Origin of the sequence: Cytobacillus sp. Bva_UNVM-123 (assembly GCF_046351715.2) — a bacterium.
In the GTDB taxonomy this organism is placed as follows: domain Bacteria; phylum Bacillota; class Bacilli; order Bacillales; family Cytobacillaceae; genus Cytobacillus.
Genome location: NZ_CM177772.1, coordinates 1,172,877 through 1,191,810 on the forward strand (window position 1 = coordinate 1,172,877; position 18,934 = coordinate 1,191,810).

Annotated in this window: 17 protein-coding genes; 11 read left to right on the forward strand and 6 right to left on the reverse strand. The window is 37.2% G+C overall.

The genetic code is table 11. From position 1 onward, the window contains the following. Positions 1–13: 13 nt before the first annotated feature. Positions 14–337, reverse strand: a complete 324-nt coding sequence (locus KDN24_RS05655; RefSeq protein WP_409971378.1) for an ArsR/SmtB family transcription factor — start codon at positions 335–337, stop codon at positions 14–16. Positions 338–465: 128 nt separating this feature from the next. Beyond that, the gene (gene gdhA / locus KDN24_RS05660; RefSeq protein ID WP_409971379.1) at positions 466–1,848 is read right to left on the reverse strand and encodes an NADP-specific glutamate dehydrogenase; all 1,383 of its coding nucleotides are present in this window, start codon (positions 1,846–1,848) and stop codon (positions 466–468) included. A gap of 174 nt (positions 1,849–2,022) precedes the next feature. Here gdhA and gltC point away from each other — a divergent pair, with 174 nt between their 5' ends. The 3 genes from gltC (at position 2,023) to KDN24_RS05675 (ending at position 6,217) form a co-directional block, all read left to right on the forward strand. Further along, the gene (gltC, locus tag KDN24_RS05665) at positions 2,023–2,928 is read left to right on the forward strand and encodes a glutamate biosynthesis transcriptional regulator GltC (RefSeq protein ID WP_409971380.1); all 906 of its coding nucleotides are present in this window, start codon (positions 2,023–2,025) and stop codon (positions 2,926–2,928) included. Between the two features lie 240 nt (positions 2,929–3,168). After that, entirely contained in the window at positions 3,169–4,356 is a 1,188-nt protein-coding gene (locus tag KDN24_RS05670) for a DUF418 domain-containing protein (RefSeq protein WP_491348338.1), read from the forward strand. A 547-nt stretch (positions 4,357–4,903) separates the two neighbouring features. Continuing rightward, entirely contained in the window at positions 4,904–6,217 is a 1,314-nt protein-coding gene (locus KDN24_RS05675) for an anaerobic C4-dicarboxylate transporter family protein (protein WP_409971382.1), read from the forward strand. Positions 6,218–6,388: 171 nt separating this feature from the next. On the opposite strand, the gene KDN24_RS05680 is transcribed toward KDN24_RS05675, so the two are convergent. The 3 genes from KDN24_RS05680 to KDN24_RS05690 are packed head-to-tail and all read right to left on the reverse strand — an operon-like array spanning position 6,389 to position 8,759. Beyond that, positions 6,389–6,517, reverse strand: a complete 129-nt coding sequence (locus KDN24_RS05680; protein ID WP_409971383.1) for a hypothetical protein — start codon at positions 6,515–6,517, stop codon at positions 6,389–6,391. A gap of 9 nt (positions 6,518–6,526) precedes the next feature. Continuing rightward, a complete protein-coding gene (locus tag KDN24_RS05685; RefSeq protein WP_409971384.1) occupies positions 6,527–7,486 on the reverse strand; it encodes a response regulator in 960 nt (319 codons plus the stop codon). Positions 7,487–7,493: 7 nt separating this feature from the next. Further along, a complete protein-coding gene (locus tag KDN24_RS05690; protein WP_409971385.1) occupies positions 7,494–8,759 on the reverse strand; it encodes an ATP-binding protein in 1,266 nt (421 codons plus the stop codon). Positions 8,760–9,151: 392 nt separating this feature from the next. On the opposite strand from KDN24_RS05690, the gene aspA reads away from it, so the two are divergent. The 8 genes from aspA (at position 9,152) to KDN24_RS05730 (ending at position 17,084) form a co-directional block, all read left to right on the forward strand. Then, positions 9,152–10,585 carry an aspartate ammonia-lyase gene (aspA, locus tag KDN24_RS05695; RefSeq protein WP_409971386.1) on the forward strand — a complete coding sequence of 478 codons (1,434 nt, stop codon included), beginning with the start codon at positions 9,152–9,154 and terminating at the stop codon, positions 10,583–10,585. Between the two features lie 118 nt (positions 10,586–10,703). After that, on the forward strand, positions 10,704–12,413 hold the full coding sequence (locus tag KDN24_RS05700; RefSeq protein WP_491348339.1) for an FAD-dependent oxidoreductase: 1,710 nt from the start codon (positions 10,704–10,706) through the stop codon (positions 12,411–12,413). Beyond that, positions 12,413–13,366 carry a succinate dehydrogenase/fumarate reductase iron-sulfur subunit gene (locus tag KDN24_RS05705; protein ID WP_409971388.1) on the forward strand — a complete coding sequence of 318 codons (954 nt, stop codon included), beginning with the start codon at positions 12,413–12,415 and terminating at the stop codon, positions 13,364–13,366. Before KDN24_RS05700 ends, KDN24_RS05705 begins: the two co-directional genes overlap by 1 nt. Beyond that, positions 13,366–14,250 carry a CoB--CoM heterodisulfide reductase iron-sulfur subunit B family protein gene (locus KDN24_RS05710; RefSeq protein WP_491348340.1) on the forward strand — a complete coding sequence of 295 codons (885 nt, stop codon included), beginning with the start codon at positions 13,366–13,368 and terminating at the stop codon, positions 14,248–14,250. The genes KDN24_RS05705 and KDN24_RS05710 overlap by 1 nt, the downstream gene beginning before the upstream one ends. A gap of 29 nt (positions 14,251–14,279) precedes the next feature. Beyond that, positions 14,280–14,615: a molecular chaperone GrpE gene (locus KDN24_RS05715; protein WP_409971390.1), complete on the forward strand. Its 336-nt coding sequence runs from the start codon at positions 14,280–14,282 to the stop codon at positions 14,613–14,615. Positions 14,616–14,671: 56 nt separating this feature from the next. Then, positions 14,672–14,827 (forward strand): hypothetical protein, encoded by a 156-nt coding sequence (locus KDN24_RS05720; RefSeq protein ID WP_409971391.1) that lies wholly within the window; start codon positions 14,672–14,674, stop codon positions 14,825–14,827. 374 nt (positions 14,828–15,201) lie between these two features. Next, positions 15,202–15,555, forward strand: a complete 354-nt coding sequence (locus tag KDN24_RS05725; RefSeq protein ID WP_409971392.1) for a DUF485 domain-containing protein — start codon at positions 15,202–15,204, stop codon at positions 15,553–15,555. Next, a complete protein-coding gene (locus tag KDN24_RS05730) occupies positions 15,555–17,084 on the forward strand; it encodes a solute symporter family protein (RefSeq protein ID WP_409971393.1) in 1,530 nt (509 codons plus the stop codon). Before KDN24_RS05725 ends, KDN24_RS05730 begins: the two co-directional genes overlap by 1 nt. Before the next feature lie 119 nt (positions 17,085–17,203). Here KDN24_RS05730 and KDN24_RS05735 read toward each other — a convergent pair whose 3' ends face one another. Continuing rightward, complete coding sequence (locus tag KDN24_RS05735; RefSeq protein WP_409971394.1) at positions 17,204–18,883, reverse strand: MFS transporter; 1,680 nt, start codon at positions 18,881–18,883, stop codon at positions 17,204–17,206. Between the last annotated feature and the right edge of the window lie 51 nt (positions 18,884–18,934).

Consider the following 18,934-nt stretch of genomic DNA (forward strand, 5'->3'; position numbering starts at 1 on the left):
GAAACGTTATCAGCTAATCCTTTTTACTTTTGACAGAAAGGCTTGCAACAGCTTCTGAAATTAGCTCGGCATTTAGAGTTAATTGAAAAGCATTCAGTTCATAATATTTCATTGCTTTTCCAGATTCAGATATTTCATGCTGTCCCTTGATTAAATTCGCCTCCTCCAGCCTTTGTAAATGCAAATAAAGCAATGGCCTACTAATTCCAAGTATTCGTGCAAGCTGACTTACATATTGCCTTTCACCATGAAGAATGCTGATAATTTTCAGCCGATAAGGATTAGATAGAGCCTCCAAAATGACTAACAGTTCATCACCTAATAGATTATCTTTCATATGTAATAAATTTATTACATGTATAAGAATATGTCAACACTATCATTTTATTATTAATCATAAAAATAGCCGATAAATCAGCAAATCAACTGAATTATCGGCTATTATGTTTATTATTTAGGGGAGGTTTAAACAATACCTTGGACAATCATCGCATCAGCAACGCGGGTGAAGCCAGCGATATTGGCCCCAATGACAAGATTACCTGGATAACCATATTCATCTGCAGCTTTCACACTAGAACGATAAATATTTGTCATAATGGAATGTAGTTTTTCATCAACTGTTTCAAAAGACCAGGAAAGTCTTGCACTATTTTGAGCCATCTCTAATGAGGAAACAGCTACACCTCCAGCATTAGCTGCTTTTGCGGGGGCAAAAAGAATATCGCTTTTCAAAAATATGTTAATTGCTTCTAATGTTGAAGGCATGTTGGCACCTTCACCAACGGCCTTTACACCGTTAGCCATAAGCATTTCAGCTGCACATTTATCAATCTCATTTTGTGTTGCACATGGGAGTGCAATATCACAAGGAATGGACCATATCCCAGAACATCCTTCAACATATTGAGCATGAGGGTGTTCATTTGCATACTCATAAATACGCTTATATTCGACTTCCTTCAATCGCTTTACTGTCTCAACATTAATTCCATTTTCATCAAAAATATAACCATTTGAATCACTACAAGCAACAACTTTAGCACCGAGCTGAATTGCTTTTTCCATCGCATAAATTGAAACATTTCCAGAACCTGATACGATAACTGTGCTTCCTTCAAAGCTAAGACCTTTATCGGCGAGCATTTCCTCTACGAAATAAACAGTGCCATAGCCAGTAGCTTCTTTACGTCCTAAGCTACCTCCGTAGCCAAGCCCCTTTCCAGTCAGCACGCCGGCCTCATATGCACCACGAATACGTTTGTATTGACCAAACATATAGCCGATTTCTCTTGCACCAACACCGATATCCCCTGCAGGAACATCAATATCAGGTCCAATATATTTGCAAAGCTCGGTCATAAAGCTTTGTGTAAAACGCATAATTTCACCGTCAGACTTATCTTTCGGATCAAAATCAGATCCGCCTTTTCCTCCACCAATTTGTTGCCCTGTTAAGGAATTTTTAAAGATTTGCTCAAATCCGAGGAATTTTATGATGCTTGAGTTAACCGAGGGATGGAAGCGAATACCGCCTTTATAAGGACCAATTGCACTATTGTACTGAACACGGAAACCGCGGTTTACCTGTACTTTCCCTGTATCGTCTGTCCAAGGCACTCGAAATGAGACAACTCTTTCAGGCTCAACGATTCTTTCAAGAATGCCTTGCTCCATATATTTTGGATGCTTCGAAAAAACGGGAATTAGGGAATCGAAAATTTCATTGACGGCTTGGTGAAATTCATATTCGAATGGGTTGCGTACTTTCACCATTTCAAACACTTCGTTCACATAATCAACCGCAGCTTTCGTTTCTTTATTTTTCACATCCTCCAGTGTTTGCATATTTGATCAACCCTTTCTATTAAATTGTCAACTGTTTAATAAATTTGTACAGAAATGAATAGATAATCATGGCTTTTCTAATAAGAAAATTTTATAATGAAAAAACAATCTAAACAATATGGATAATAGATAAGATTAATGCCGTCATGAGATGAATTGGGGGAGATGAGTTTTTTGGAGCTACGACAAATCCAATATTTTATTGAGGTTGCGAAGCGTGAACATGTAACAGAAGCTGCAACTGAGTTACATGTTGCACAATCTGCGGTAAGTAGGCAAATTTTTAATCTTGAAGATGAGCTTGGTGTAAATTTATTTATTCGGGAAGGAAGAAATGTGCGCTTAACACCAATTGGGAAAATATTTCTTGAATATATGCAAGAAGCGATGAGCGTGATCGATAATGCTAAGAGGGAGATTGAAGAATATTTAGATCCGGAGAAGGGAACGATCCACATCGGTTTCCCGAGCAGCCTAGCAGCTTACACATTACCTACCGTCATATCTGCCTTTCGAAAGCGTTATCCAAAAGTGAAGTATCAGCTTAAACAAGGGTCCTATCATAAGTTAATTGACGGTGTCATAAAGGGAGAAATAGATATGGCATTATTAGGTCCTGTTCCTCGTGATGAAAAAAAAGTAAAAGGAAACATTTTATTTACGGAAAAAATCGTCGCCCTATTGCCTAACAAACATCCACTTGCCAATAAAAAAGCATTGAAGCTAAGTGAATTGCGGGATGATTCTTTTGTCTTGTTTCCGAATGGCTATATTTTACGTGAAATTACAGTGAACGCTTGTCAGCAGCAAGGCTTTCAGCCAAACGTATTATTTGAAGGAGAGGACATTGACGCGATTAAAGGATTAGTATCGGCTGGTCTTGGAGTTACCGTCATTCCTGAAATTACATTATTTGATAGCTTGCCAAGGCAAACAGTAAAAATACCGCTCATTGATCCTCAAGTCACAAGAACGGTAGGGGTCATTATCCCGACCGACCGTGAAATGCTCCCGACCGCAAAACTCTTCCACGAATTTCTCAACGAATTCTTCAACATGCTCGGCCATTTCCAAAAATAAAGTGGTGCCAGGCACCGTTAGTGGACAGTTTTATTGGTTTTGTCCTTTTGGGGTGGACACTCGAACTTGATAAATGAAGCTGGCAGTTCCTGAATGTATGGAGCTGCCGGCTTTTTTCAATTGCTCGTTATTGTAAACTAGTTAATGTTTTCGTAATGTTGTAGTAATTTCACAGTTATTTTCCAGCGATATAATAAATCTGCTAATAATGGAAGTTTGACCTATTAAGGAGGTTTATATATGAAGAGATTGCGTTTACTTGATATTTTACGAGGCTTCGCCATTTTAGGAACGCTTGGTACGAATATTTGGATTTTTGCATCTTTAGGTGAATTTGATTTAGTAGGTGGTGGAAATTCAACTGCAGCAGATATCAAATGGTGGGAAAGTATGGATACTACTATAATGGTCATATTTAATTTTTTCACGAACGGAAAATTCCTTGCATTGTTAACGATCTTATTCGGTGCAGGGTTGGAATTAAAGCGAAGAAAGCTCCAAAAAACAAAGGGATTATGGCCTTGGGTTTATATTTGGACAGCAGTATTGCTATTACTTGATGGGTTTATTCATTTTCTCCTCGTTTTTGAGTATGACATATTGATGAGTTATGCTGTTACAGCCATCATTGTTTCTTTTATTGTAATGGCTAAAAAGAAAGTCGTTAAATGGATCATAGGAATTTGTGTGTCCTTGCATTTATTAATTGTTGCTGGACTTTCGATATCAACACATCTGATGATTAACGACCCTGAGCTCAAACAAACCTTCATTGAGGAAATGGCTAACATTTCACAGATTTATTTATATGGTAGCTGGTTTGAACAAGTGCAAATGCGCTTCACTGGGTTTTGGGGACTTCGATCAGAAGCCATTTTTGTTATTCCAATGAATATTCTTTTATTTATGTTAGGTGTTTGGTTTGTTCGTTCAGGCATTTTTGCAATGGATGAAGAGGGGAAAAGAAAGAGAAAAAAACTTCTCGTTATTGGATTAGCGCTGGGAGTGCCTTTAAATGCTCTTACCTTTGTTCCTTTTGAGTTTCTTGGTGTTATCGTTCGATACTTATTTGCGCCATTATTATCTATTGGCTATCTTGCACTTTTTGCGATAATTCTTGAAAAAGCAGAAAACTCTATGATTCTTGCCCGTTTAGAAGAAGTGGGGAAAATTGCTTTAAGCTGTTATATTCTGCAAAATATTGTCTCATCCATTTTATTTTACGGATGGGGATTTGGGTTAGGCAAAAACTTTAGTGGGATGAAAACCTTCATTATTTATATAGGCATTTGCTTATTTATGGTTCTCTTTGCAAATATATGGCTGCGGTTCTTTAAATTAGGTCCTGTTGAATATGTTTGGCGTTCATTAGGAAATTTACCACTAAGAGGAAAGAAGCAGGGAACTGAACAATTTAAAGCTCAATAATGAAAAGAAGTAGATAAATAGGTGGAGGAGAAGTAAGTGAAAGAAAAAAACGACTTTACTGACTCGTGGTGGTTCCTTATAGTATGTGTTTTTGCAGTAGGGATGCTCGCCATATTTGGCAGTTAACGTCTATTCGAAATCAATATTATTCAAAAGGATATTTTGATAGAGCTGTACAATAATAGGCATTATTGTACAGTTTTTTTATATCTAACATGAAGTATCTAGCTTTTGAAATGTCTGACAAATTTTTGTATGAATCCGAGAGTATTGTAACTTCTTGTAGCTTTTTGTAGAACAATTTATATGATGAAATAGAAAATATAAGGAAATTCTAACGTTACCTTATATAACCTAAAAAGTTCCGCTTAATATTGTGGAGTTTTTTAATTTATTTATTTGTGAATATGTTCACAAATAAACATGGCAGAAAGCAGGTGAATTTTTTTACACTGAATCATTTTTAGCGCGAACAGTTTTTTGCTTTAGAACAGCAAGGCTGATTAATCATTTCTAAAAATTCTCGAATTGATTGGAGGTAACACGTATGTTTTGGCTGCAATTTTTGATCTTGCTAGGCTGTATTTTTATCGGTGCCCGATTAGGAGGTCTAGGTTTAGGGGTGATGGGGGGAGTTGGACTGGCAATTCTCACATTTATATTTGGTTTAGAGCCAACCTCCGCACCTATCGATGTTATGCTGATGATTTTAGCTGTAATTACTGCAGCTGGTGCATTACAGGCTTCTGGAGGAATGGAATATCTTGTCTATTTAGCAGAAAAAGCATTACGGAAAAACCCTAAATATATTACTTTTATAGCACCTATCGTTACTTATATTTTTACATTTTGCGCAGGAACAGGTCATGTAGCTTACTCAGTATTACCAGTCATTGCTGAAGTTTCAAGAGAGTCTGGTATCCGGCCTGAAAGGCCAATGTCCATTGCGGTCATTGCCTCGCAGCAAGCAATTACAGCAAGTCCAATTTCGGCTGCAACCGTCGCATTATTAGCTTTGTTAACAGATTTCCAAATTACCTTACTAGATATTTTAATGATTTGTATACCGTCCACATTTATAGCATGTATGATTGCCGCATTTGTCGTTAGTAAAATGGGGAAAGAATTGCCTAACGATCCGATTTATTTAAAACGATTAGAAGAGGGGCTTGCACCAATCAAAAAAGATAAAAAAGAATATGTCGCTACAGCAGCTTCAAAACTATCGGTTTCATTGTTTTTATTAGCAGCAGTATTAGTTGTCCTTCTCGGTTCATTTGAAAATTTACGGCCTAGCTGGATCATTGAAGGAGCAGTTACTCGGATGTCAATGCCAGTTGCAATTGAAATAGTCATGCTGACAATTGCTGCTCTTATCATTATTATTTGTAAACCTAAGGTTGAAGAAATTGTTTCTGGAAGTGTGTTTAAAGCCGGAGCCGCAGCAGTTGTGGCTATATTTGGGATTGCATGGATGGGTGATACCTTTTTTAAAGGGAATGCAGAATTTATAAACGGTTCGATTGCAGATCTTGTAACAGCAGCACCATGGTTGTTCGCTATTGCTTTATTCGCGCTATCCATTTTACTTTATAGCCAAGCAGCAACTGTTCGAACGCTTATGCCTTTAGGGATAACGTTAGGAATAAATCCAGCGTTATTAATTGCCATGTTCCCGGCGGTAAATGGATATTTCTTTATTCCAAACTATCCAACTGTCGTAGCAGCGATTAACTTTGATAGAACAGGAACTACCCGAATCGGTAAATACATTTTGAATCACAGCTTTATGGTGCCAGGGCTAGTAGCAACGTTTGGCGCAATTGGAATCGGTATATTACTAAGTACTATCTTACTATAAAGAAAACATATAGATATGTTCGCCCTTTTCAACCTGATTTGAGGATGAAAAGGGCTTTTTGTCTTCACATTTTCTACGAATGATTGTTGATTAATTATGACAAATTAATCTAACATTGTGCTGTAAATGGAAAAACAACAAAAGTCAGACTTCTTACACCTATGGCTTCATTCATTTTGTCAAGGAGAAGCCGTTATCGTTAAAAGATAATAGCTCCTCCCTTACGTATTTATAAGATGGAATACCTACATTTGTGAATGTTTTCACAAATGTAGGTAAGCTTAGTTGTACTTTACGCAAATTGCCCTCCTATTTAATTATCGAATCTTTAGCTTCTAAATAAAAAACTTCAATAAATTTTTTTATGTTCAATCTTGAAGGAACATTGCATGTTGCTTTTCCATCTAACTCCAACATCTTCATTCGCACTTGGGAAAAATCAAAAAATTTTGATGCGTAATTTTCAAATATCGGATTCCCATAGTCAGTTAATCCAATAGAGGCAAGATTATTTAATGCTTGGTGTATAGCTCTGCGAACTCTTTGTTCACTCGCCTTTGCTTCTTTATTAATACAATTACTATTATTGAATGACTGGCAATGCTCATAAGCAACTTGTTTAAAAAGCTGTTTCAGAGAAGGAAATTGAAATTTCCCGTCGCATTGATTCTCCAATTCAAATAAATATTCAATAATATTTAGTAAGTCATAATATCCACTGTCACCAACAATTCCTAATTCCATTAATATATTATTCCCATTATGTATGATTCCAGATGAATGAACTTCCTGCTTCGGTTTCGTAATCGTATTCGACTCAATCGATTGCTCCACAACGGTTCCATGATGAAAGTCCGTTAATGATATTAATGATTGTTGAATGTTTGCAATAGATTTTGCTCGTAAATAATGTTTCGTTTCATTTTGAATGACACTAACAACCTCATATTTATTAATTGGCTTCGTTATAAAATGGGCAATTCCGAGTAAGTAAGCCTCAGCAACTGTATCCTTTTGATCAACTTGCGAGATCATAATAATTTTTCCTTTAAACTCAGGCGCTAGTGCTCGAATCGTTTCTAGCCCATCTCTTTCCTTCATTAACAAATCGATAAGCAGAATATCGATTTTTTTATCTCTTAGAAGTTCCTTGCTTACTTCAATTCCATCTTCTGCTTCTCCTTCAACCGTCCCTAGCCCTTCTGAATAAATGATTTCTGATAGCATTGCTCTAATGGCAAGAGAATCATCTACAATGAAGAATTTCATCGTTTTTTCACCCAATTTCATTGATGGTATTTATTGGAAGACGTATGTCGAAAGTTGTATTTTGAAGTTTTTGATTAGAACTTAGTCGAATCTCTCCATTTAATCTTTCAATCACTTCTTTTATATGTGACAAGCCTATCCCGTTAGACGCTATACCAGTATGGTCATATTTAGTTGTATAGCCAGGTTCAAAAACTAATGACTGTTTATTCAGTGGAATGCCTGGTCCATTGTCTTGAACTCGAAAACTAATCACATCTTCATCTCTTTCGACACTCACTAAGATCAACCCTGTTTCCTTGATTGCCTCGATTGAATTCGTTATTAGATTATTAATGAGTGAGAGTACAAGAAAGCAATTATAACAGGGATGGTCGCCTAAAATATTGACTTTAAAATGAATAGACTTTCCAAGCATTTTTGCATATCGGCGATTACATTCGATGACAACATCCATAATCTCTTCTATTTTCATTAAATCTGTTGATAGCTGTTTTACTTTAAGTTTCGATAACCCCGAATAGATTCTTTGATGATCTTTCTTTATTTCGTGAATTTCACCTGCAATAAGTAGTGCAGATTTAGCAAATTGACTCTTATTTATCATTAAATGGCGATAAAGATCATAGCATGCTTTAGTCGTATTTTCTGCGTTTTTCATCGATTTTTTTAATTGCACCATTTCTACAAACAGATCGGAAACTAGCAAGAGCATTTCTTCATTTCTTTTCCTTTGAAAGGCTTCTGTAACATTTGCTTCTCTTAATAGAAAAAAATTAAAAAATCCTAAAACAAAAAAGCTGCGGAAAAAGCTAATAATAAATATGACGAGAAATGTTTCTAAAGAAACCCAGTCCATTGAAAAATAATGCCTAAAAAAAATTTCCGTTACACTTGCCAGATTCTCAATTATCATTCCAATGAAAGCAATAATAACAGGTTGGTTGTAGAATGATCTTGTTTTCAAGAAATAAAAACATGTACCATACACTACATAATAAAAAAAGACAGGAGCATAATGTAACAGTTCATCAGTCCAACTAACTTGATCAAGTCCTATCATTGATAGACATGTACGAAATATAACAACAGATATTCCAACAAGAACACCTGCCTGGATAGGCTTTATTTTTTTTGACCATAGAAGAAAAAAGAAAAAGATGGGTGTCCCTAAACTGACACGAAAATCAATCTCAACGGGATAAAACTTAAACTCTCCTCCGAAAGATACTGCGATTATTAAAATAGTATAGATGAATACTTTATTTCTCATCTCGATCTTCCTTTAAACGCCTTTATGACTACATAAATACCTTTTTGAATTTCGTCTCCTTTCTACTAATCTATTCCACCACTAGTGTAATAGTTTTCCATTCAATGTTGTGAAGAAAATTATGACAAATTGATGTAAACCGATTCTTGTCTGTTACTTTTTGTAGTTTTTAGTAGGTCACTCTTTATGATAAAAACAACATAAATAACTTAATCACATCCATTTATGTTAAGTATTTCACAAGGGTGGTGAACCAATCGTTAAAGGTTGAGGGTGTTCAGGCTTCATGGTATCAGAATTAGTTCCCGTTATCAGTGAGGTATGTATCAGCATCTTATTAAAGTACGGTTGTGCGCTTAACTTGTTCATGCAAACAAAAATATATGGAGATGATGAAAATGGCAAACACTAGTCAATTTAGAATTGAGAAAGACTCATTAGGTGAAAAGGAAGTACCTCTAGAAGCATACTATGGAATTCAAACTTTAAGGGCAATTGAGAATTTCCCGATTACCGGTTATCGAATTGAAGAAGGACTCATTAAAGCGCTAGGGATTGTAAAAAAATGTAGTGCTCTAGCAAATGAAGAGATTGGCGAGTTAAATAGTGAAATTGCCAAAGTAATTATAGAAGCTTCTGAGGAAGTAATAGAAGGAAAATTATCAGAGCAGTTTATTATCGATCCGATTCAAGGTGGAGCTGGTACTTCCATTAACATGAATGCGAATGAAGTCATTGCAAATCGGGCACTTGAATTACTCGGGGAAAAGAAAGGTACATATAGCATCATTAGTCCGAACACACATGTAAACATGGCTCAGTCTACAAACGATGCTTTTCCGACTGCCATGCATCTTTCCGCCCTATTTGCTTTAGAACAGCTGCTTGAAGTAATGGAGGCGCTTCAAGCAGAATTCTTAAATAAAGCTGAAGAGTTTGATGGGGTTATTAAAATGGGACGTACGCATTTACAAGATGCTGTTCCGATCCGTCTTGGTCAGGAATTTAAAGCATATGCTCTCGTTCTGGGAAGAGATATTAAACGAATTCGTTCAACAAGAGAACATCTTTATGCTGTTAATATGGGGGCAACAGCAGTAGGAACAGGTTTAAATGCAGATAAAGAATATATAAAAAAAGTAATCGACTATTTAGCAAAATATTCAAAGCTTCCAATTACCGGAGTTGAAAGTCTTGTAGATGGTACACAAAATACGGATAGCTATGTTGAAGTATCTTCAGCTCTTAAAATTAGTATGTTGAACATGTCAAAAATTGCTAATGATTTAAGATTAATGGCTTCTGGACCACGCTGCGGCTTTGGAGAGATAAACCTCCCATCCCGTCAACCAGGCTCATCCATTATGCCTGGAAAAGTAAATCCTGTCATGGCAGAAGTAATGAATCAAAGTGCTTTCCAAGTTGTCGGCAATGACTTGACCATCAGCATGGCTTCGGAAGCAGGGCAATTTGAACTGAACGTAATGGAACCAGTCATTATTTTCAATCTATTACAGTCTATTAAAATAATGACGAATGTGATGAATGTATTCCGTGAATATTGTATTCGTGGGATTACTGCTAATGAAGAAAAACTAGAAAACTACGTAACGAATAGTGTTGGAATCATAACAGCCATTAATCCACATGTTGGGTATGAAGTTGCTTCAGAAATTGCGAAGGAAGCCATTACAACAAATAGACAAGTAAGGGATATTGTGCTTGAGAAAAAGGTTCTAACAGAAGCTGAATTAGACATGATTTTAGATCCGATTAATATGACAGAACCGGGAATTGCCAAGAGAGAATTAGTTGGGGCACATTAAGAAGTTCATTTTTGAAGTTAATCAATTTTACTAGAGTGAACGAGGGAAAGAGGAGGTAAGCTTAACCTCCTCCACACTCTTCATCTATTTCTATTTAATAGATAAGGAGGATATTTTGATGCTGAAATATGATGTAGTTGTAGTTGGTGCTGGTGGGGCTGGAATGATGTCTGCTCTTTATGCGAGTAAAGATGCAAATGTAAAGGTTGCTGTACTAAGTAAGATTTTTCCGACGCGTTCTCATACTGGTGCAGCACAAGGTGGTATTAACGCGGCAATGGGCTACCGTGATTCTACTGATTCCGTTGAAAAGCATTTCCGCGATACGGTAAAAGGGAGTGATTTTCTTGCTGACCAAGATGCCGTAGAATTTTTTACGACAAAAATGCCTGAGCTCATTTCTGAACTTGATTATATGGGGGTTCCATTTTCTCGAGATGAACATGGTAAAGTAGCTCAACGTCCTTTTGGAGGAGCTTCAAGTCCAAGGACTTGCTATTCTGCAGATAAAACAGGCCACGTTATTCTCCACGCCTTATATGAGCAATGTTTGAAAAACAATGTCATATTCCACGATGATTGGTTTTTGCTTTCACTGGCAGTTGAAAATAATATTTTTCAAGGATTAGTAGCAATGGATATGCGTTCAGGGAAAATTCATCCTATTCAAGCAAAATCAGTTGTCCTTGCGACAGGTGGTTTTGGACGTGTGTACTGGAGCCGGACGACGAATGCGTATAACATGACCGGAGATGGTACAGCTGCTTGTTTTGATATTGGAATCCCTCTGAAAGATCCGGAATTTGTTCAATTCCATCCAACGGGGCTAGCCTCAACAGGTGTCCTTTTATCTGAAGCATGCCGTGGTGAAGGTGGGTACTTGATTAATAAGGATGGTGAGCGCTTTATGGCTCGCTATGCACCTGAAAAAATGGAATTAGGGCCTCGCGACCTTGTCTCTCGTTCGATCGAAACAGAAATTAAAGAGGGACGTGGCTTTGGTACAGGGATGGAATCGTATGTCTTAATGGACTTACGTCATTTAGGCAAAGAGAAAATTATGGAACGACTCCCACAAGTTCGAGAGTTAGCGATGGATTTTGAAGGTGTTGATTTAATTAAAGATCCTGTGCCAATCCGTCCTAGCTGTCATTACATGATGGGAGGAATACATATTATTGACTATCAAACATGTGCGACACCAATTGAAGGCATTCATGCTGCAGGGGAATGTTGTTCTGTTTCGATTCATGGAGCAAACCGTTTAGGGGGAAACTCCGTAGCAGATGTAGTTTTGTTTGGTAAATATGCTGGCATAGGTGCTCGGGAATATGCGAAAAAACGAGATCTTCTTTCCACATCAAAACTAGAAAAAGATGCAGAACAATGGTGCGAAAAATTTCAAACGATACGTAGTAAAAAGACCGGAATAAACATGTTTGAGATCCGCGATAAAATGGCGGAAACAATGTGGAATAACGTCGGTATTTTCCGGACAGAGGAAGAGATGAAAAATGCTTATCACACAATAAATGTTTTACTTGAACAATATAAGGACGCATATATAGGTGATTCCTCAGAATCATACAATATGTCATTCATTAACTATGTAGAAATTGGCAACCTGCTAAAACTTGCGAAGGCTGTCGCAATAGGTGCAATTAATCGGAAAGAAAGCCGTGGCTCCCATTCAAGAGGAGATTTCCCAAATCGTGATGACGGAAACTTCCTCAAGCATACGTTAATTTATAACGAAGGAAAAGAATACCGTCTGGAATATTTGCCTGTCACGATTACGAAATATGAACCAGAGGAGCGAAAATACTAATGAGAACGATACAATTTACAATTAAACGATTCGATACAAAAAAAGAATGGTATCAGGACTATCTTCTACCTTATGAAAAAGGAAAAACCATTCTTTCGATCTTAACAATAATTCGAGAGCAGCTTGATCCAACCTTCGTATTTACATCTGCATGCCGCCATGCTATTTGTGGAAGTTGCGCCATCCAAATAAATGGAAAGTCATACTTAGCATGTAAAACTTCTCTAGATGAAGTACTTGATACATTTAAAACAGACAATTTAATCTTTGAGCCATTAAATAATTTTGAAGTGATTAAAGACCTTGTTATTGCTTGGGAGCCAAAGATGGAAAAAATGAAGCAAGTCAAGCCGTGGCTGTTGCCGGCAAATACAGGCAATATCGAAATGGGATTTACTCAAAGTGAAGAAGATTTTCATAAAATTGCTTCCCCAACAGACTGCATTCTATGTGGTGTTTGTACTTCAGAATGTAACCAGCTAGCTGTGAATGATGGAACATACTTAGATCCATTTATCTTGAACCGAGCTTATCGTTTCTCAGTTGATTCTCGAGATCGTTCACCTGAAGAGCATATTCGTCCAGTATATGAAAATGAACTATGGAAATGCATGCACTGTATGCAATGTATATCAAGCTGTCCGAAAGGAATTCCATTGACAGACCAAATTGCTTATTTGCGACAAGAATCGATCAAAATGGGTGAAGTTAACAATCAAGGGGCAAAGCATGCATTTGCTTTCCATGATGACGTTCGAAACAAGGGGCGATTAAATGAAACGATGTTACCGATTAAGACGGACGGACTATTAAAAACGGCTGCAACAAAAATACCTTTTGCCCTCCGGATGATTAAAAAGGGAAAAATAAATCCGCTTCATATGCCAAAAGCAGTTGATGGAATTAAAGGAGTGAAGGAAATTTACAAGTATGCTGAGGAGGTTAGAAACTAATGAGATACGCATTTTTTCCGGGATGTACATTAGAATCAGCTGCAGGCGAACTAATGATTTCCACAAAGAAAGTAGCTGAAGTATTAGGGATTGATTTAATCGAAATAACGGGGTGGACATGCTGTGGAGCAAGTCATATTCAAGATGTAGATGATTTTTTAGCTACTAGCATCAACGCTCGTAACATCGCTCTAGGAGAAAAATTAGAGACTACAAAAATTTTGACTGTATGTAATACATGTACACTCATGCTACGAACTTCTAAGGCTAAGCTTGATAAAAATGAAAAGCTGCGCAATCAAGTAAACGAAGGTTTATTATCTGCTGGATTACAATACAAAGGGTCGACAGAGGTCACCCATTTATTATGGGCTTTAATTGAGGATTATGGCCTCGAACGCTTAAAGAATAAAGTGAAGCGTCCACTTACAGGTTTAAAAGTGGCCAACTTCTACGGATGTCATATTTTAATGCCACCTAATCTTATGGGCTTTGAAAACCATCGAAACCCGTATTCGATGGAAATGGTTGCAGAAGTCCTTGGAGCAGAAAGTGTTGATTTTGCGCAAAGACTTGCTTGCTGTGGGTTCCATTCTGTTTTCCCAGCAGAAAAAGAAGTGATGAGATTAACAGGCGAAAATTGTCTATCTCCAAAAAATTCGGGAGCTCATTGCTTAGTCACGCCTTGTCCTTTATGCCAAATGCAGCTTGACGCTTATCAACCGGATGCTCAGAAATTTTTTATGGAAGATATTACGCTGCCAGTGCTACACTTGCCACAACTAATCGGTCTTGCTTTAGGTTTATCACCTGAAGAGTTAGCCATTCAAAGGCATGTTGTTGATGCGATTCCAATGTTAAAAGATAGCTTGCAACTTGTGTAAAGCGAGTAATGCTAAAGGGGATATTTTCTGTGAAATATACCTATCAAAAAAAGGCTAAATTAGTCGGGGATGTTGGTAATGGGAAGCTATGGCTTATAAATTGTAAGGATGATTGGATTCATGATCAGTATGGGGAAAGCTATATTTATTATGGAATAATCTATAGTCGTACTCCATTTCATCCATTATCGCTCTCAATTAGCGGCTATTTTCAAGAATGCGATACAAAGAAATGGATAAAAGTTAAAAAAGGGGCTGCTTTTTTCCCAGTGTGTGAAGTTGAGCAAGCATGGCATGATCATATTGAAGATTTCATACATGTAGAAATGAAAACAGGTGTTTATAAATATTATAAAAAAGTTTAACGATCTTATTATTTATTAGATCCTCTAAATCTAATACAAAAATTGTTAATGAAAATGTGGTAGAGGGTGTAGAAGTATCAAATGAAGTAATCAAGAAGTTTCAACAAATTCTGCAAAGTACGGAACTAATGACCCACAAAAAAGAAGAGGTTTCTGCAACAGCAGAACAGATGTTAACAGCTGGTACAAGAGGGCACAGCAGCTGCAGATAGAATCTCTATCATTGCCCAAGAAAATGCATCCATTTCACAAGAAGTCGCGGCAACAACGGAGGAGCAGCTAGCATCAATGGAGGAAATTGCGACTTCCTCTCAATCACTTTCAACAATGTCGGAGGCATTATTAAGTGAAATATCAAAGTTTAACTATTAATCTATCGAGAAAAACACGGTGAGCATTCATCGTGTTTTTCGCTAATATTCGACTTTTATATAAGACTTATAATCAAATGAACATGAAAATCGATTGCCCGAATCATCCGCCTAAAGTATGAAATTTTTATTTTTATTGACATGCTCCTTTATTTTTATTAAATTTTATTTATATTCTAACAATTTAGAATATGGTTAAAAAGGGGGATGGGTAGATGGCAAATTCGGCAATAAAAAAAGTGAATGAGAACAAAAATAAAGGGGTGGACTTTGAGGGGATTGTTAGTACAAAAGAGTATAAGGCATTGGTCGTAGCCAAAAAGAAATTTTTAGTGCCTTCGGTTATTCTTTTCTTCGGGCTCTATTTATTGTTTCCTATATTAATTTCGTATACGGATGTATTAGACGCTCTGGCAATTGGGGATATTTCATGGGCTTGGATTTATGCACTTCTTTTATTTGTAATGACATGGACACTTGCGACGATTTATATGAAAAAGGCAGCCACTTTTGATCATATGGCTGAGAATGTTTGTAAGGATGATGAGTTAGGGAGGAGAAAAGGTTAATGAGTGCCACAGTTATCATTTTATTTCTCATCATCGTTGGGATGACATTAGCAATTACTTACTATGCAGCTAAAAAGACGAATACAGCAAGTGAATTTTACACGGCTGGAGGGGGATTAACAGGTTGGCAAAATGGTCTTGCAATTGCTGGTGATTACTTATCTGCAGCTTCTTTTCTTGGGATTGCAGGGGCCATTGCCTTAAATGGTTTTGATGGCTTTTTATTTAGTATCGGTTATTTAGTTGCTTATTTAGTCGTGTTATTTATTGTGGCAGAACCACTTCGAAATCTTGGTAGATATACGTTAGCCGATATGATTAATGCTCGTTTTGATGCGAAGAAAGTTCGAGCAACAGCTGCATTAAACACGATTACGATCGTTATCTTCTACATGATTGCTCAATTAGTTGGTGCTGGAGCTTTAATAAAATTATTATTTGACATTGAATATTGGGTAGCGGTATTAATTGTTGGGATTATGATGACGATTTATGTTTTATTCGGTGGAATGACAGCGACTAGCTGGGTGCAAATTATTAAAGCTGTTCTTTTAATGCTTGGAACGATTATCATTTCGTTTTTAGTTCTGTCTCGTTTCCATTTTAATATTTTTGAAATGTTCAGTACGATGAAAACAGCAACTCCTCTCGGAGAATCCTATTTAAATCCAGGGGTAAAGTATACCGTCCCATTGGATACAATCTCTCTTATGATCGCACTTGTACTTGGAACAGCAGGACTTCCTCATATATTGATGAGATTCTTTACCGTAAAGGATGCTAAGACAGCACGCAGCTCTGTCATTTGGGCAACTTGGATTGTTGGGATTTTCTATGTGATGACAATTTTCCTTGGCTTTGGAGCTGCTGCATTTGTTGGAGCAGAGGCGATCAAAGTCAGCAATGCAGCAGGAAATATGGCTGCCCCATTGCTTGCTCAAGTATTAGGCGGAGACGTCTTAATGTCATTTGTTTCTGCGGTCGCTTTTGCGACGATCTTGGCTGTTGTTGCAGGTCTTGTTTTATCAGGAGCCTCTGCCTTCGCCCATGATATTTACGGACAAATTATTAAAAAGGGGAAAGCGACCGAGAAGCAGCAAATGTTAGCAGCAAAATACGCTTCACTCGGTGTTTCTGTATTCTCTATTTTACTTGCGATCTTTGCTCAAAACTTAAATGTTGCTTTTCTCGTTTCATTAGCCTTTTGTGTAGCTGCAAGCGCAAATCTTCCGGTCATTATATTCACAATTTATTGGAAACGTTTTAATACGACTGGAGCAATGACAGGAATGCTTTCAGGGCTAATTTCTGCATTAATTCTTGTGGCAATCAGCCCGAGTGTCATGTCGCCTGTAGAGGGTGCAACATTAATAACAGGCAATCCGATTTTTCCATTAACAAATCCTGCCTTACTTTCTGTACCGATTGGATTTATTGGCTCGGTCATCGGAACACTTGTATCAAACAAACAAGATGCAAAACGATTCGCCGAAGTAGCCGTAAAAGCAAATACAGGCTACCACCTATAAGGTGCCAGGCACCGCTCGTGGACAAAATAGGGGTATTTGTCTTTTTAGGGTGGACATTCATATCTTCTAAAATAAGAAAATACGCTAGCACCCGTTGGAGCGCCAGCGTATTTTCTATTTTATAGTCCTTCGATGATGACTTCTTTAGCTGGTAAAAATTCCTCACCAGTATCTAAATAAGTAATCTTCACTTTGTCTCCTTCTCGTAAATAGATCGCCATTGGGCTATTTTCAGAGGAGATGATAAAATTTTGACGGTTATCAAGCAAAATAGAAATGACTGTGAATTCACTAGATTTTTCTTTATAGAACCTTACGACCGTTCCACTTACTTGTTTTTCTTCAGCTTTCGAGCTTCCATCAACCGTTCCTCCACCTCTTTGCAAGGCTGTTTTATAAAGCTTTAATGCTTCTTTTGGTGTTGTACCAAAAACAGAAATCTCTGGATTTGCTGCAGAAACGATGAAGTAATTTTGGAGAAATCCATTTGAATCAAGGACAGGCGTGAGCCAGCTTGCTTCACCATAGAAATTATAGATGACAGGCATTTGGCCCTTCCATTTCTTTTCAATGAATTTCTTCTCAATGATTTGCAGCGCCCCTTGTGAATCCATGTACGATTCCTCTTGATTTCCAGTATAGTATGTTGCTTTACCAGTTCTTGAGTTCGTTAATGAATAACCAAGCATTGAATCGACCCCTTCTTTCGGGCTCGTAAAATCAGTGAAATAATACATATCCCCATTTTGATCGAAAATGGGACTTACATTTGCAACGGTTCCTTCATCAGAAGGAAGCTTTACATCTTTCTTCCCAAATTTACTGTTCCAGAATCCATGAATATAATTTCCATAGTAGCTGTTTTGCAAACTGACTACTTCTGGAGCAACTGCACCATCGATAAACTCTGGTACATCTTTCAGCGGATAGGATGTTGTTTCACCTGTTTTCGGATCGACCATAACGATTCCTTTCACAGCAAACCCATTTCGAGCTGAAATATATTCTCCGAATGAACGAATATAATAAGGTTTTCCATCATCATCAATTTCTAATTGTACATCTCCATAAAAAATCGTTTTCGGGTATTTCATCCGAATATGGCGGTTAACATCCTTATTGAAAAATGAAGATGGTGTGTAAACCATTTCTTCCTTTATAAATTTTGGATTGGCGGAAGAATCTGTTGCACTAATTGTAAAGTATCCAGGTGTTTCCTTCCCATTAATCCATTTAAAAAATCCTGAAAATTCAACTGGTGCAATATAAACGTATTCACCGTTCACCTTCTGAATTTGCAAATTTCCAAGCTCATAATAACTTGTGTTTGGAACCTGTCCAAATGCTTTTTTCATTTTATTGCGTGCGAATTTTGGCGGTACGCTAGCTGGAGTCTTCGTTTCATCAAAGACTTCGATTTCCGTTTTTACTTCCATTTTTGCCTGCTCATATTTATCATTGGCATTGAAGAGGAAGGCAGAAAGGAAGAAAATTCCTACAAAAAGGCTGCATAAGAACAATACTGCCTTCAACATTCTCTCTTTGCCTGTAGCAAAAACAGCGCCTGCTGCAGTAACAACAATGGCGAATGCCCATAAAGAAGTTAGATTTTGATCAAGATTCGTAACATAATAAAATAGGAAGATAATAGCGACTAAAAGCACTAGAGCTGCCAACATCACTCTAGATTTAAGTCGCTTTCCTTCTTGCTCATTGCCTTTTTTGTTATTGGAAAAGGGAATGAGCACAAGTGCCGACGCCAATCCAACGATGAGTGAAAATAATAACATATTCCCCATAAGATCGCTCCTTTAAAATATTGTTAACCATTAGTACGGTTGAGCAATTGA

Bases quoted from the DNA above. Each gene is read 5' to 3' on its own strand.
- KDN24_RS05725 (WP_409971392.1), top strand. From the start codon at position 15,202: ATGGCAAATTCGGCAATAAAAAAAGTGAATGAGAACAAAAATAAAGGG.
- KDN24_RS05710 (WP_491348340.1), top strand. From the start codon at position 13,366: ATGAGATACGCATTTTTTCCGGGATGTACATTAGAATCAGCTGCAGGC.
- KDN24_RS05655 (WP_409971378.1), bottom strand. From the start codon at position 337: ATGAAAGATAATCTATTAGGTGATGAACTGTTAGTCATTTTGGAGGCT.
- KDN24_RS05735 (WP_409971394.1), bottom strand. From the start codon at position 18,883: ATGGGGAATATGTTATTATTTTCACTCATCGTTGGATTGGCGTCGGCA.
- aspA (WP_409971386.1), top strand. From the start codon at position 9,152: ATGAAAATGGCAAACACTAGTCAATTTAGAATTGAGAAAGACTCATTA.
- KDN24_RS05670 (WP_491348338.1), top strand. From the start codon at position 3,169: ATGAAGAGATTGCGTTTACTTGATATTTTACGAGGCTTCGCCATTTTA.
- KDN24_RS05685 (WP_409971384.1), bottom strand. From the start codon at position 7,486: ATGAAATTCTTCATTGTAGATGATTCTCTTGCCATTAGAGCAATGCTA.
- KDN24_RS05700 (WP_491348339.1), top strand. From the start codon at position 10,704: ATGCTGAAATATGATGTAGTTGTAGTTGGTGCTGGTGGGGCTGGAATG.
- KDN24_RS05705 (WP_409971388.1), top strand. From the start codon at position 12,413: ATGAGAACGATACAATTTACAATTAAACGATTCGATACAAAAAAAGAA.
- KDN24_RS05690 (WP_409971385.1), bottom strand. From the start codon at position 8,759: ATGAGAAATAAAGTATTCATCTATACTATTTTAATAATCGCAGTATCT.
- KDN24_RS05730 (WP_409971393.1), top strand. From the start codon at position 15,555: ATGAGTGCCACAGTTATCATTTTATTTCTCATCATCGTTGGGATGACA.
- KDN24_RS05675 (WP_409971382.1), top strand. From the start codon at position 4,904: ATGTTTTGGCTGCAATTTTTGATCTTGCTAGGCTGTATTTTTATCGGT.
- gdhA (WP_409971379.1), bottom strand. From the start codon at position 1,848: ATGCAAACACTGGAGGATGTGAAAAATAAAGAAACGAAAGCTGCGGTT.